At 63.2% G+C, this 13009-nt stretch carries 15 protein-coding genes; 6 read left to right on the top strand and 9 right to left on the bottom strand.

What is annotated here, in order from left to right; translation table 11 throughout:
* Positions 1-51 precede the first annotated feature (51 nt).
* The 3 genes from QNI87_RS09660 to glmU are packed head-to-tail and all read right to left on the bottom strand — an operon-like array spanning position 52 to position 2056.
* The gene (locus tag QNI87_RS09660; protein WP_300596001.1) at positions 52-324 is read right to left on the bottom strand and encodes an HNH endonuclease; all 273 of its coding nucleotides are present in this window, start codon (positions 322-324) and stop codon (positions 52-54) included.
* The gene (locus QNI87_RS09655; protein ID WP_300596000.1) at positions 325-687 is read right to left on the bottom strand and encodes a VOC family protein; all 363 of its coding nucleotides are present in this window, start codon (positions 685-687) and stop codon (positions 325-327) included.
* Positions 688-703: 16 nt separating this feature from the next.
* Positions 704-2056 (bottom strand): bifunctional UDP-N-acetylglucosamine diphosphorylase/glucosamine-1-phosphate N-acetyltransferase GlmU, encoded by a 1353-nt coding sequence (gene glmU / locus QNI87_RS09650; protein WP_300595999.1) that lies wholly within the window; start codon positions 2054-2056, stop codon positions 704-706.
* Between the two features lie 76 nt (positions 2057-2132).
* Here glmU and QNI87_RS09645 point away from each other — a divergent pair, with 76 nt between their 5' ends.
* The 3 genes from QNI87_RS09645 (at position 2133) to QNI87_RS09635 (ending at position 5273) form a co-directional block, all read left to right on the top strand.
* The gene (locus QNI87_RS09645; RefSeq protein ID WP_300595998.1) at positions 2133-2843 is read left to right on the top strand and encodes an HAD hydrolase-like protein; all 711 of its coding nucleotides are present in this window, start codon (positions 2133-2135) and stop codon (positions 2841-2843) included.
* Between the two features lie 152 nt (positions 2844-2995).
* Entirely contained in the window at positions 2996-3925 is a 930-nt protein-coding gene (locus tag QNI87_RS09640; protein ID WP_300595997.1) for an SDR family NAD(P)-dependent oxidoreductase, read from the top strand.
* 172 nt (positions 3926-4097) lie between these two features.
* Positions 4098-5273: a hypothetical protein gene (locus QNI87_RS09635; protein WP_300595996.1), complete on the top strand. Its 1176-nt coding sequence runs from the start codon at positions 4098-4100 to the stop codon at positions 5271-5273.
* 17 nt (positions 5274-5290) lie between these two features.
* On the opposite strand, the gene QNI87_RS09630 is transcribed toward QNI87_RS09635, so the two are convergent.
* The 4 genes from QNI87_RS09630 to QNI87_RS09615 form a co-directional block, all read right to left on the bottom strand.
* Positions 5291-5692 (bottom strand): DUF2794 domain-containing protein, encoded by a 402-nt coding sequence (locus tag QNI87_RS09630; RefSeq protein ID WP_300595995.1) that lies wholly within the window; start codon positions 5690-5692, stop codon positions 5291-5293.
* Positions 5689-6429 carry a serine O-acetyltransferase EpsC gene (epsC, locus tag QNI87_RS09625; protein WP_300595994.1) on the bottom strand — a complete coding sequence of 247 codons (741 nt, stop codon included), beginning with the start codon at positions 6427-6429 and terminating at the stop codon, positions 5689-5691. The genes QNI87_RS09630 and epsC overlap by 4 nt, the downstream gene beginning before the upstream one ends.
* Before the next feature lie 71 nt (positions 6430-6500).
* Positions 6501-7142 (bottom strand): ATPase, encoded by a 642-nt coding sequence (locus QNI87_RS09620; protein WP_300595993.1) that lies wholly within the window; start codon positions 7140-7142, stop codon positions 6501-6503.
* A 24-nt stretch (positions 7143-7166) separates the two neighbouring features.
* Entirely contained in the window at positions 7167-8498 is a 1332-nt protein-coding gene (locus tag QNI87_RS09615) for a heavy-metal-associated domain-containing protein (RefSeq protein ID WP_300595992.1), read from the bottom strand.
* A gap of 70 nt (positions 8499-8568) precedes the next feature.
* On the opposite strand from QNI87_RS09615, the gene purM reads away from it, so the two are divergent.
* Genes purM through QNI87_RS09600 form a run of 3 tightly spaced genes read left to right on the top strand, consistent with a single transcriptional unit; the run spans position 8569 to position 11849 of the window.
* Positions 8569-9666 carry a phosphoribosylformylglycinamidine cyclo-ligase gene (gene purM, locus QNI87_RS09610; RefSeq protein ID WP_300595991.1) on the top strand — a complete coding sequence of 366 codons (1098 nt, stop codon included), beginning with the start codon at positions 8569-8571 and terminating at the stop codon, positions 9664-9666.
* Positions 9656-10627, top strand: a complete 972-nt coding sequence (gene purN, locus QNI87_RS09605; protein WP_300596106.1) for a phosphoribosylglycinamide formyltransferase — start codon at positions 9656-9658, stop codon at positions 10625-10627. The genes purM and purN overlap by 11 nt, the downstream gene beginning before the upstream one ends.
* A 10-nt stretch (positions 10628-10637) precedes the next feature.
* Complete coding sequence (locus QNI87_RS09600) at positions 10638-11849, top strand: sulfotransferase (protein ID WP_300595990.1); 1212 nt, start codon at positions 10638-10640, stop codon at positions 11847-11849.
* Between the two features lie 55 nt (positions 11850-11904).
* Here the strand turns inward: QNI87_RS09600 and ndk are convergent, their stop codons facing one another.
* Together ndk and QNI87_RS09590 are read right to left on the bottom strand one after the other, a co-directional pair.
* Positions 11905-12327 carry a nucleoside-diphosphate kinase gene (gene ndk / locus QNI87_RS09595; protein WP_300595989.1) on the bottom strand — a complete coding sequence of 141 codons (423 nt, stop codon included), beginning with the start codon at positions 12325-12327 and terminating at the stop codon, positions 11905-11907.
* A gap of 127 nt (positions 12328-12454) precedes the next feature.
* On the bottom strand, positions 12455-12955 hold the full coding sequence (locus QNI87_RS09590) for a hypothetical protein (protein WP_300595988.1): 501 nt from the start codon (positions 12953-12955) through the stop codon (positions 12455-12457).
* Positions 12956-13009 lie beyond the last annotated feature (54 nt).

The following is a 13009-nucleotide window of genomic DNA, read 5'->3' as shown; positions in this document are numbered from 1 at the left end:
GCCATGCCTTTCACCAGCCGTTGCGCTGGCCAAAGGTTCCCGGATCATCGCTTATCGCCGTGTCGGGGCGTGAAAATCGGGAGGCTTGCTCGCTACCCATTGGACAAACCGCGCGATCGTTTCGTTCCCTCGGATACGATCCGGATCATCGCCAATCCTCGCAAGCGCGGCGTTTGTGAAATTGGCGTGGATAGTCTTGTGACAGATCGGATGGAGAGGAACGGTGCTGCGCCCCTTCTTCGACTTGGGCACTGGATGGTGCCACTGGATAAGCGTTTCGAACGGGCGCCCACAGAGCCAGCAGGTGAGATCGCTCTCAGACAATCAGCCGAACTCGCTAAGAGACAAGGTGTTGCCGTCCGGATCCTTGAACCACGCCACCTTCGCGCCATCGGCAGCCGTCCAGACACCGCGCTCGTCCTGTCCCATGAAATCAAAGCGTTCAAAGACGGCTCCGCGGCCGTGCAATTCGTCAATCTTGGCGGCAATGTCGTCGACCTGCCAACCGAACAGAGTGAAGGGAAGCGGCGTGAAGTCCTGAACCTTTTGCACCCGCAACATGGTTCCGCAGGCATCGAAGCTGAGCGAGAAGGGGCTGTCCTCGGTTAGCGCGAAGCCCATCACTTGTGTGTAGAAATCCCGCGCCTCATCGGGCTTGGTCGTTGCGGTAAACAGGATTGGCGTCATGGGTAGCCTCCTTGGGTCAGTCTTTCTTCGCCGCTTCCTTCTTGCGCTTCATCGTGTCGTGAAAGCGATCGGCCCAACCGTCTTTGACGAGCTGTTCGGCGCGCACCATCCGAAGTTCACCCGCCGCGACATCGCGGCTGACGGTCGATCCCGCGGCGACGATTGCGTCGGCGCCAATATTCACCGGCGCGATCAGAGCGCTGTTCGAACCGATGAAGGCCCGTTCCCCAATCGTGGTCTGATACTTGAAATAGCCGTCGTAGTTGCAGGTGATCGTCCCGGCTCCGATGTTGGCGGCCTCTCCGATTGTCGCATCGCCGAGATAGGTCAGGTGGCTTGCCTTGGCGCCCTTGCCGAGCACCGCCTTCTTCATCTCGACAAAGTTGCCGACAAAGCTGCCCTCTTCCATGATCGCACCCGGTCGCAGTCGGGCAAAGGGGCCCGCGCTTGCACCCCTGGCGATCTGTGCCCCTTCGATGTGGCTAAAGGCCTTGATGTGGACATTATCGGCGATGGTCACACCGGGACCGAACACGACGTGAGGATCAACCGTAACGTCGCGCCCCAGCACGGTGTCGTGGCTGAAGAAGACGGTTTCCGGCGCGCGCAGGCTCGCTCCGTCCGCCATCGCCCGCTCGCGCCGCTGCGACTGCCACCACGCTTCGACGGCAGCGAGTTCGGCGCGCGAATTGATGCCAGCGACTTCTTCCGGCTCGCATTCAACCACCACAACCTTGTCACCGCGCGCGATCGCACCGGTCGCGACATCCGGAAGGTAGTACTCGCCTTGCGCATTGTCATTTCCGACAGCCTCAAGCAGCGGCCACATATCGTCGGAATGCGCGACTATTAGCCCGGCATTGCAGAGGCGGGTCTTCTTCTCACGCTCGGTCGCATCCTTGAATTCGACCATCTTGCGCACGGTCCCATCGCTATTGGCGATAATCCGACCATAAGCGAGTGGGTCGCCAGGGCGGAAACCGAGCACCGCGACCTTTGCCCCCTCCTCCAGCGCCGCAGTCAAACGCTGCACCGTTTCGGCACGCACCATCGGCACATCGCCAAAGCATACCAGCACATGACCGGAAAAACCCTCCAGCGCCGGCTTGGCCTGAAGCGCGGCGTGCGCGGTGCCCAATTGCGGTTCTTGCAGCGCGGTGGAGATGTCATAGCCCGCGAGCGCTGCTTCGAGCTGATCACGCCGGTCGCCCGCCACGACCACCGTACGAGTCGGTGAAAGCTCGGCCAGACTGTCGAGCAGATGCAGGAGCATAGCCTTGCCCGCGATCGGGTGCAGCACTTTGTGCAGATCGCTTTTCATGCGCGTGCCTTTGCCCGCGGCGAGGATGATGGCGGCGAAATCGGTCATGCACACTCCTTAAGCTGCGCGCCGCTTGGCAGCAAATGCTTGCGGTTTGAAGTCGTTTGCACCACGGCGCCAAGGCATGACCGATATACCTTTTGAGACGGTCGGGTTCGACCTTGACGGAACCCTGCTCGACACCTTCCGCGATCTTGGCGCCGCAGTGAACCACGCACTGGCTCTCGGCGGTTTTGCGCCGGTGGCGATGGAATCGAGTCAGGACCTGATTGGCGGAGGCGCGAAGATCATGCTGGCCCAGGCGGTGAACGCTCAAGGCGGCCTTCCCGGAGGGCTTGAAGGCGATGATTTCCGCTCGCTCTACAAGGCGATGCTGCGCTTCTATTCCGAGAATAACGCGGTCTACACCAAGCCCTACCCCCACGCGCGCGAAGCCGTCGCCGGGCTCGCCGCGCGCGGGGTCAAAATGGCGGTGGTCACGAACAAGTTCGAGAGCTTTGCCCGCTCGATTCTGACCGAACTCGATTTCCTCGACCCGTTCGAAACGGTGATCGGAGGCGACACGATGGGCAAAGGTCCGGACGGCATCTTTCGCTCCAAACCGCATCCCGATCCTATCCTCGAAGCGCGCAAACGGTGCGCTGAGAATTCCGAAAACCCCGGCGCGTTCGCGTTTGTCGGCGACAGTTCCTACGACATGAAGGCGGCCCGGGCCGCTGGGGTGCCGGTGATCGCGGCCGCCTATGGGTATTGCGATGCACCGGCCGGAGAATTCGGCGCGGACGCTGTCATCGATTCGCTCGACCAGCTCCTCCCATCTCTTGCCCGACTCTGATCGCGATGATGCCGTTACGGCATTCAGCCCTCCTTCGAATTGTACAATCATCAGGTTGCAAGGCCGCCGCAAAAGTGCCACGCAGCGCGCACGGATGGCTTTACGCGCGCGTCAAGCGCGCGCCTTCATAAACCCCCGAGGGAGGAATTCTCATGAGCATCGACTTTATGGACAAGGTCGCGATCGTAACCGGTGCCGGTGGCGGTCTCGGTCGTGCCTACGCGCTGGAACTGGCAAAGCGCGGCGCAAAGGTTGTCGTCAACGATCTGGGCGGCGCGCGCGACGGAACGGGCCATTCGGACATGGCGCTCGAGGTTGTCGAGGAAATCGAGAAGATGGGCGGCGAGGCCATCTCCAATGGCGGCTCTGTCACCGAATACGATCAGATGGAAAAGATGGTCGCCGACGCCAAGCAGAAATGGGGCGGCGTCCACATCCTCATCAACAATGCGGGCGTCCTGCGCGACAAGACCTTCGCCAAGATGACCCCGGACGACTTTGAGTTCGTCCTGAAAGTCCACCTCACCGGCTCGGCTTTCGTCACCAAGGCGTGCTGGGAAACCTTCCGCGAGCAAAGCTATGGCCGCGTGCTGATGACCGCGTCTTCGACCGGCCTGTTCGGCAATTTCGGCCAGGCGAATTACGGCGCGGCCAAGCTGGGCCTGGCCGGATTTACCAAGACGCTCCAGCTTGAAGGCGCGAAATACAATATCCGCGTCAACTCGCTGTCCCCGGTCGCGGGCACACGGATGACCGAAGACCTCTTCCCCGAAGAAGCCTTCAAGCTGTTTGCGCCTGAAAACGTGGTTCCCGCCGCGCTCTTCCTGGTCAGCGAAGATGCGCCGACCAACCAGATCGTGGGCGCGGGCGCGGGCGGATTCCATTCGGCCTGGGTAGTCATGAACGATGCAGTCTGGCTACCCGATGGCGAGCGGACCGTGGAAGGCTTCGCCGCGAATTGGGACAAGATCAACGAATTCACCAACCTCAAAGCGCCGCAATCGGGTTCCGAGCAGTCGGGCGCCATCCTAACGGCGATGCAAAAGGTGACGGGCACCGGCCCGTCAAGCGCGCGCGGCTAAGCCCTCAGGCCAGAGTTGCCGAAACACCCAAAGGGGCGGGAAGCGTTCGATAGCTTCTCGCCCCTAGTCTTTTTGGCCGTCCAAATCTGGGGGGCACTACACCTTGCGTGTATTGACATGATAACACACCTGGCGTACCCGCCTTGCTTCGACACGTTGGAGTGGGCGCGACATGTATTCCGAAGACGACATCAATTCGGCTGTAGCCGCTGGAGCGCTGAGCGCCGAAGCCGCCGCCAGCTTTCGCTCCCACATCAGCCGGGCGCGCGCCCTTCCCCGGCAGTCGGAAGAGAATTTCAAGCTGATCAACAGCTTCAACGATATCTTCGTTGCGATCGGGATCGTGATCCTGCTGGTCGCCGTAGGTGCGATCGGACAGGCTCTGGGTGGCGTCATCGCACCGGTCGAAACGGCCTTTGAGTTCTTCAACCGGGTGCCCGAGCCCAGCGATGCGCAGCGCGAGGCGTGGCGCGCGGCAAATGGATATTCGACGGGCGTATCGGCCGCTCTGGCTGGCCTGTTCGTTACAGTGACGGCCTGGCCCTTGTCCGAGTTCTTCACCCGCGCGCGGCGCATGGCTCTCCCTTCGATCTTGCTCCTTCTCGCCTTCGTTGGCGGCGCTTTTGTCAGCGTCTTTGGCGTCGGGATGGCGCTTGGAGCCAACGTGGATGAAGGGATCGGCGCGCTTCTGATTGTGCTTTCCGGGCTCATTGCGGCCGGGGCGGCCCTGCTTCATTGGCGCCGCTTCCAGGTACCGATCACCGTCGCCGCCGCAACGGGCGTTGCGGTTGTGTCGCTGTTGTTTGCGCTGGCGGGCGTCCTCCAGATCGAGCCCGACACGCCGACCTTTCTGGTCTCGGTTCTGGTCGCAGGCGGTGTCGTCTTCACCTTAGCCATGCGCTGGGACATGTCGGATCTGGAGCGCACCACGCGGCGCAGCGATGTCGCCTTCTGGATGCACCTTGTCGCGGCGCCGCTGATCGCGCACCCGGTTTTCGCGCTTATTGGCGTCACCGAAGGCGTGATTACGGCTGGCGCGGCGTTCGCGGTGCTGGGAGTGTACATCGCTTTTGGCCTTGTGGCTCTCGCGATCGACCGGCGCGCGCTGCTGGTTTCGGCTCTGGCCTATGTGCTGTTCGCCCTCGCCTTTCTGTTCCGCGAGTTCGGGGCGGTTGAGCTGGGCTTCGCGCTGACCGCGCTCATCATCGGTTCAGCTCTCCTCAGCCTTTCGGCGTTCTGGCAGACCATCCGCGCGGCTGTGGTCGGCGCCTTGCCGGAAACCGTGCAGGCCAAGCTGCCGAAACCGGAAATGGTGGTCCCGCTCGCAACCACACGCCCCGCGCTTTAGGGCGATCAGAACGGAGCCTACTCGTCCTCGACCGCCTTGAGCAGTCGCCTTTCGATCGGCGCAAGCACGTTGGCAAGCTCGTGCCCGCGCTTCAAAATTTGGCCATGCTCGCCGAACAGCGTCCACATGCCCTGCTTGACCCGTAAGGCGGGACGCTTCTCGATCCGCGCCTGAGGGCGCTCGGCGGCGCGACGAAAGGCGGAGAAGCTTGCAAAGGCCTTTTCAAAGTCCATCGCGTAGTCCCGCCATTGCCCAGCTGCGACCATGCGTCCGTACAGATCAAGGATGCGCTGCAACTCGTCGCGTTCGAACGCGACCTGCGCCCTTTGGCCATTGGGTGAGGCGCCAGGGAAAGCCAGGACCTGACCCATTGTTGCTGCACCGGCTCCGTGGCCCCGCGGCCCGCTGCCTGAACTCATTCGTCGTGCGTCCCGCTCTTCGCACCGCCAAGATCCAGGCTTGCCTGCACCGGCTCATGAGGCTGCGGCTTGTTCACGGAAGCCTTCAGCGCGGCCAGTTCGGCCCGCAACGCAGCCAGTTCGCCTTCGAGCTTCTCAATACAATCGACGCGATTGCCCTCGGCGTCTTCGCATTGCGGCGTAGAGCCATACGGAATGAACTCCTTGATCCACTCCTCGGCCGGAACCAGAGTCGAGCGCGCCTTGAAGCCCACCATCGTCGCGCCTGCGGCGACATCTTCCATCACCACGGCGCTGGCTCCCACCCGCGCGCGCTCACCGACCGTGATTGGGCCGATGATCTGCGCGCCTGAACCGATGATCACGTTGTCTTCAAGCGTCGGATGGCGTTTACCGCCCTTGCCGTTTGTGGGATTTGTACCGCCCAGGGTCACGCACTGATAGATAGTGACGCTGTCGCCGATCTCGGCGGTTTCACCGATGACCGTAAATCCGTGATCGATAAAGAAGTTCTTCCCAATTCTCGCGCCCGGATGGATGTCTATCGCGGTAAGGAAGCGCGACAGATGGTTGACCATCCGCGCCAGGAAATAGAGCTTGGCCACAAACAGCCAATGGGCCACGCGATGAAAACCAAGCGCCAAGACCCCCGGATAAAAGAGGATTTCCCAGCGCGAGCGCGGAGCGGGATCGCGCTCTCGGATAGAGTCCAGATAGGATGTCAGCCGATCAAACATGAGCTGTCTCCTTACACCAGCCTCTTGCCTTTCACCATCCGCGAGCAAATGCAACCAACGCCCTCTTGTTCCTACAGAAGGTTGGCTTGCTCCGGCCCTTGCACGGCTTCCAGCGCCGCGCGCCATACCGACATGGTGGCCGGAGCGGCGCGTTCCAAGCTGATTTGGTCGATCATGCGCACAAGACGCTCCAGATCGGCGAAACTTCGCGCCGTTCGCGGCACAAGGTAGTCGGTCGCTCCGTCGGCAAGGCTAAGACCGCGCTGCGCGGCGAGGGATTCGATCAATTGCGCGGCCATGGCGTCATCGGGTTCACCGAGTTCGAGGTGCAAAGAGCCGCCAAGACGCGAACGCAAATCGGGCAAAGCGATGGTCCATGGCTGCGCGCTGGTGATCAGCAACAAGGGCTCTCCGGCCCGAGAGCCACCCTGCTGACTGGCGTTCCAGCGATGAAACAGCGCGTCTTCTTCCACCTTTTCCGCGTCATCGATAACATCGACGCCTTGCGCCGCCGCCCAACGTCCGAGCAAGGTCTTGCCGGATCGCGGCGGGCCAGTGAGGATTGCGGTGTGAAATGGCCAGCGTCCGGGCTCGCGCAGCGCTTCGACGGCTTCGGCGTTGGCGTTGCCAACCACGATGCGCGAGACTTGATCTGATCCGGCCGGTTCAAGCGGAAGGGCGATCTGCGAAACGGGAGCTGTCGCGGATGGCACGGACACACGCCTCTTCGAAGCCCGCTATCGGCTGATGGCGAGCGTGCGACCGCTCTGGTTGACGGTAAAGCCGCGCGCGCGCAGCGCTTCGGCAAGCTGCTCTGGCGTGCCGCCAAAACTGACAGTCATGACGGACGAACCACCGATCGCCGTGCTGGTGACCGCGAGAGCACGCACGCCGGGCGTCGCGCGCACACTCGAAAGCGCCGCGTCAAAGGCCGACGCGTTGGGCGATGCGAACTGAACGACGACACTTCGCGCGGGCACCTGCGGCGGTTCGGGCGTCTCGACGACCGGCGGCTGGCCCTCTTGCGATGCAACGGGCGCGCCCTCGCCAGACGCGGCCAACGCCGCGGCTTCTTCGCGCTGCTGTATGGCCCGACCAATGTCGATGAGTCGCTGGAGCGCTGGATCCACTTCTCCCAGCCCGCTTACACTCAGAGTGGGATCGGGCCGCAATTTTCCGTCCGCCAGAGCGCGCTCGAAGATGGCGTCCATGCGCGCCACGGCCTCTCCGAGCATATCCTGCAGCGCGTTCTGACTGTCCGCGGTGAGCGTAAAGGTCTCAAGTACCCTGCTATCGGGGCCATAGCGCGCGGTGAAAGTGCCCGTGATCGGGCCGCCCGGAAATTGGTGCTCAAGGCGCGCGGCGGGGATGAGCACATCGGCGGCGTTGTATTGATCGAGCGTGCTACGCCACCACGTGCGGCTTCGACGGCCCGTTTGCCCAAAGGTCAGCAGCAGCGAGTCTCCCCCCGCGCCGCTGGGACGCACATAGTCGATGCGGCTGGTGCCCGGATTGAACTCGGCCCAAGCGCGCTGCCACGGGTTGCGCACCTCGAAGACCGTGTACGCACCGGCTGTCGCCATCACCGGTACAACCAGCATCGGCGCAGATGACCGGGTCTGCGTGCGTCCACCAAGAAACGGGCTGGCGCGTTGGCGATCGAAGATGACGCCCAGTGTCGCAATGTAGCGCCGTGGTCCGAGCTGTTCACGCTGGATCACGATCGAGGAGACCAGACCAGCCAGTTGCCCGTCCGAAATGCTCGGGCCTCCGGCGCGCTCCCATGCAGCCCTTTGGGCCTCGCGCCAGCCTTTCTCGCGGGCGTCTTGGGCGCTCTTCCCTGTGACATCGACCTGGATACCGCGGATTTCGATGTCCGAAGTCGACGCTGTCGGAGCAATTCCGCGCTCTCCGGTAACCTGCGCAAGCACGAAAGCGTAGCCCGCACCAAGCAGACCCAGCGCCACTAGCGCGGCACCGATGGGTCGAAATCGGCTCAATTGCGCGGGCCAGAATGGTCTCGAACGGGCCTCGGAAAACGGGCGGGAGGACTGGGTGCGCGTCAGCATCGGGGAAATCGCGACGGTCTTTGCCCAAAGGCGAGTGGAATTCCAAGCCCGAAAGGCTAAAGCCAATGGCATGAGAGGCAAGAACGCATCCTACACCTATGCCGACGCCGGTGTGGACATCGCCGCGGGCAACGCTCTGGTGCGCGCCATCGGGCCGCTGGTCAAAGCGACAGCGCGTGCGGGGGCGACCAGCGAGTTGGGGGGCTTTGGCGGGTTCTTCGACCCCAAGGCGGCGGGCTACTCCGATCCGCTGCTGGTGGCCGCCAACGATGGTGTGGGCACGAAGCTGAAACTGGCGATCGATCACAACCGACACGACACGGTGGGCATCGATCTTGTCGCCATGTGCGTCAACGATCTGATCGTGCAAGGCGCCGAGCCGCTGTTTTTTCTGGACTATTTTGCGACCGGAAAGCTTGAGACCGGGATTGCCGAACGGGTTATCGCTGGCATTGCGGAAGGCTGCAAACAGGCCAACTGTGCGCTTATCGGTGGCGAAACGGCTGAAATGCCGGGCATGTACGGCGCAGGAGACTACGATCTGGCCGGCTTCTGCGTCGGCGCCGTGGAGCGCGGCGAGCAATTGACCGGAGAGCGCGCCGCGCCGGGCGACGTCCTTCTCGGCCTTACAAGCTCGGGTGTGCACTCGAACGGCTACTCGCTGGTCCGGCGCCTGGCCGACGATCTTGGCTGGAGGCTTGATCGCCCGGCCCTGTTCGATCAGGAATGTCTGCTCATCGACGCGCTGCTTGAGCCGACGCGCATTTACGTCGCGAGCCTGCTACCGCTGATCCGGGAGGGCGAGATCAACGCCCTGGCGCATATCACCGGGGGCGGCCTGCTTGAAAATGTCCCGCGTATCCTGCCCAGCGGCGCGCACGCGCGTATCGACGCCGGACTGTGGTCTCAGCCACGCCTCATGGCGTTCCTCCAGGCGCAAGGCGGCATCGAACCTGAAGAGATGGCGCGCACGTTCAATTGCGGCGTCGGTATGGTGCTGAGCGTTGCCGAAGACCGGGTCGAGGCGGTGACCGCCAGACTTCGAGAGGCGGGCGAGACCGTCGTGACCGTGGGATCGATCGTATCCGGCGAGCGCGGGTGCACGGTGCAAGGCGGTCAGGGCATCTGGGGCGCGCGGGGCGACTGGAAGGCCACCCATCTTGCCTAACCCGCCCGCAAAGGTCGCGATCTTCATCTCCGGTACCGGCACCAATATGGCCGCGTTGCTTTACGCAAGCCGGGCTGAAAAGGCGCCGTTCGAAATCGTTCTTGTCGCCAGCAATAACCCGCAGGCCGAAGGACTCGCTCTGGCCGAGCTCGAGGGCGTCGCGACCTTCGCGCACTCACACAAGGGCCACAGTCGCGAGGACCACGACGCGGCTATGGAGGCCGCGGTGCGCGAAAGCAGCGCGCAGTATATCGTGCTTGCAGGGTACATGCGCATCCTTTCCGATGCGTTCGTCGAGCGTTGGGCGGGCCGGATTCTCAATATTCACCCCTCGCTTCTCCCCAGATACAAGGGCCTGGACACCTACGCGCGCGCGATCGCAGCGGGCGATAGTCACGCGGGCGCGAGCGTTCATCTGGTGACGCCGGAACTGGACGCTGGAGAGGTGCTGGCGCAAGCGCGGGTGGCCATCGCCCCAGGCGATACGCCTGAGAGCCTCGCACAGCGCGTAAAGCTCGCCGAGCATCAATTGTATCCGCGCGCCCTGGCGGAATACGTCGCTCGGGGCAGCGATCCCGAATACCTTTACGCCCGCGTTGCCGAACTGGCGCTGGCGCTTCCCGAAACCCACGCCAAGGACAGCCACGGCTCCCCCGGCTTTCGCGTCGGGACCGAAAAATCGGGCAGGTTCTTCGCGCATTTCTCGGTGAGACACCATGGCAGCGAACACGTCGCTGTTCTGGTGAAGACCAGTGGGATGGACGAACTGCACGGCCTCACGGAATCGCAGCCGGAGGTCTACTTCAGGCCGGCCTATTACGGCGCAAGCGGCTGGGTCGGCGTGATTCTCAACCGTCCAGATGTCGACTGGTCGCATGTCGGCGAATGGCTGGAGCGTAGCTGGCGCACCGCCGCGCCATCGCGCTTGACCCGGCAGCTCAACGCGGCCGAGCCATTCTGAGGGCTCCGCGTTGAAGGCGCCCCCTCCCCGCCCCCATCCGCTTGCCCGCAGCCCGCGCGTGGATCGCGCCAACCGCTTATTGGTCGAGGCCTGGGACAAGGGATGGCTCCCACCCCCGCTGCTCGAAGCGGGCGCACTGTGGGAGAGCGCCGCCAGACCGCTCGGCCAAGCCGCCAGGGAAGCGGAACACGCCCAGCGATCCGAGGCCGATGTTGACGATTTTCGCGCACGGCTCGATCAGCTTGCAGAAGCTGCGCGTGAAGAAGCGGATCTCAATCCCTTGGGGCGGGTCATGGCGCATGGCCAGTTGGAGCGGGCCATCCGCAACCGCCTACGGATGGGTCAGGTCTGGATGGAGCGCCCGGCGATGGCGCAAACACCGCTTGCCCCGCCGATTATCATTGTCGGCCACATGCGCAGCGGCACCACCCGGATCCACAAACTGCTGGCTGCCGATCCCGCGCATTCGCACACGCGGTATTGCGACGCCTTTCACCCTGTGCCGGGGCGCGCTGTTGACCTGCGCGAGTGGAAGGCCGCGTTCGAAATCGCGTTTCTGGGCGCGCTCAACCCCTGGCTTCAGTCGATCCATCCTGTGGCCAGCGACGAGGTTGAAGAGGAGCTCGGCTGGCTCGCGGGCGCGTTCCAGCACTCGATCTATGAAAGCCAGTGGCGCATCCCGTCCTACTCCGCATGGAGCGAAGCGCGCGACGCCGCGAGCGTGTATCGCGAGTTTGCAAGGGTGCTGAGAACCGACGCCGCGCATCGAGGAAATGCCGATCGCCCGCGGGTGCTCAAAGTGCCCGTCTTTTCCGAGAACCTGCCTGAGCTTCTCGCGCAGTTTCCGGACGCGCGACTGATCATCGCCACCCGCGACCGCAAAGCGGTGCATCGCAGCGCGGTGTCACTGGTGGCCAACCAGATGGCGGTGCAATCGGACACCGTCGATCTCGCCGCGATCGAGGCCGAGTGGGATCGCAAGATCGCGTTGCGCGAAGAGCGACGCGAAGGCGCGCTGCGCGCGTGGAACGGGGCGGTCGCCCGCATCACGTTTGAGGAGATGACCGCCGACTGGGAGAGCGCAATCGCCCGCGCTTATGGCGATCTGGGTATCGAGCTGAGTCTCGCCGCGCTTTCAGGCATGCGCAAGGCGATGTCCGCAAGTCGCAACGGCCAGCACCGAGCCCACTCCGCTCAGCTCGCCCGTTTCCAGAGCGCATAGCAAAAGGGCCGCCCAAACGGACGGCCCCTTACGAGTTCGCTCGGGTCACGCAGGCTTAGCCCACGATCTCGTCGTCGCTGAAGAAAAACGCGATCTCGGTCGCCGCGTTTTCCTCGCTGTCGGAGCCGTGCACAGTGTTTTCGCCGATCGAGAGCGCGTGGGTCTTTCGGATCGTGCCTTCGTCCGCCTCGGCTGGGTTGGTCGCGCCCATGATATCGCGGTTACGGGTTACGGCGTCTTCGCCCTCAAGCACTTGGACAACCACCGGCTCGCTGATCATGAAATCGACCAACTCGCCAAAAAAGGGCCGCTCTTTGTGGACGGCGTAAAAGCCTTCAGCCTGCTCGCGGCTCATGTGAATGCGCTTGGAGGCGACGACACGAAGGCCAGCCTCCTCCAGCATCTTGGTCACCGCACCGGTCAGGTTGCGGCGCGTGGCGTCGGGCTTGATGATCGAAAAAGTGCGGGTGAGCGCCATGGCAATTATCCTTGAATGAAGGCGCGCCGGCTAGCGCGCGGACGAATTTGCGCGGCCCCTACCTCTCGTTCCCAGGCAATTCAAGTTTCGAGTGAAACCATCGCCGGTCTCACCCGGCAAGGCGCACTCAATCCCCCTTGGTGCCCACGGAAAGCTGAGCCGTGCTGCCCTCGCCCTCAGGGCTCGCGATCACCGAGAACGTCAAACCATCGGGCGCCTCGCCACCGATCATCTGAGCGCCATTGGTCTTCATCTCCATCTGGATCTTGATCCCGGCGCTTTCCGCCTGCTGCTTGTAGAACGCCGCGAGCTTTTCCGGCTTGTCCTCACTTTTCATGGTGACAAGCGCTCCCGAGCCCGCACCCTGCTTGAACACCGTGTTCGAGACCACGTCAGCGCCCGGATAAACCGAGAATCCAGAGGGAAGTTCGACCGGGACGTTCGTGCCCGAACGCAAGGTTGCGGTTCCATCGTCGGTCGTGATGGTGGCGGTCGTCTCACCGGTCGAGTTGTCGATTGTGTATTCGCCGGTTTCGCCATCTTCACCGGTGAATGTGCCCGATGTTTCCGATCCGCACGCGGCAAGCGCGCAGGCAAGCGGCGCGATGAACACGAGTGTTGAACGCATGAATTGTCTCCCAAAGCCGATAATGCACTGTCTCCGATCCCGGCGACGAGCGCA

The organism is Erythrobacter sp. (assembly GCF_030066995.1).
Lineage (GTDB): Bacteria > Pseudomonadota > Alphaproteobacteria > Sphingomonadales > Sphingomonadaceae > Erythrobacter.
This window is presented reverse-complemented; position numbering and strand designations above follow the sequence as displayed.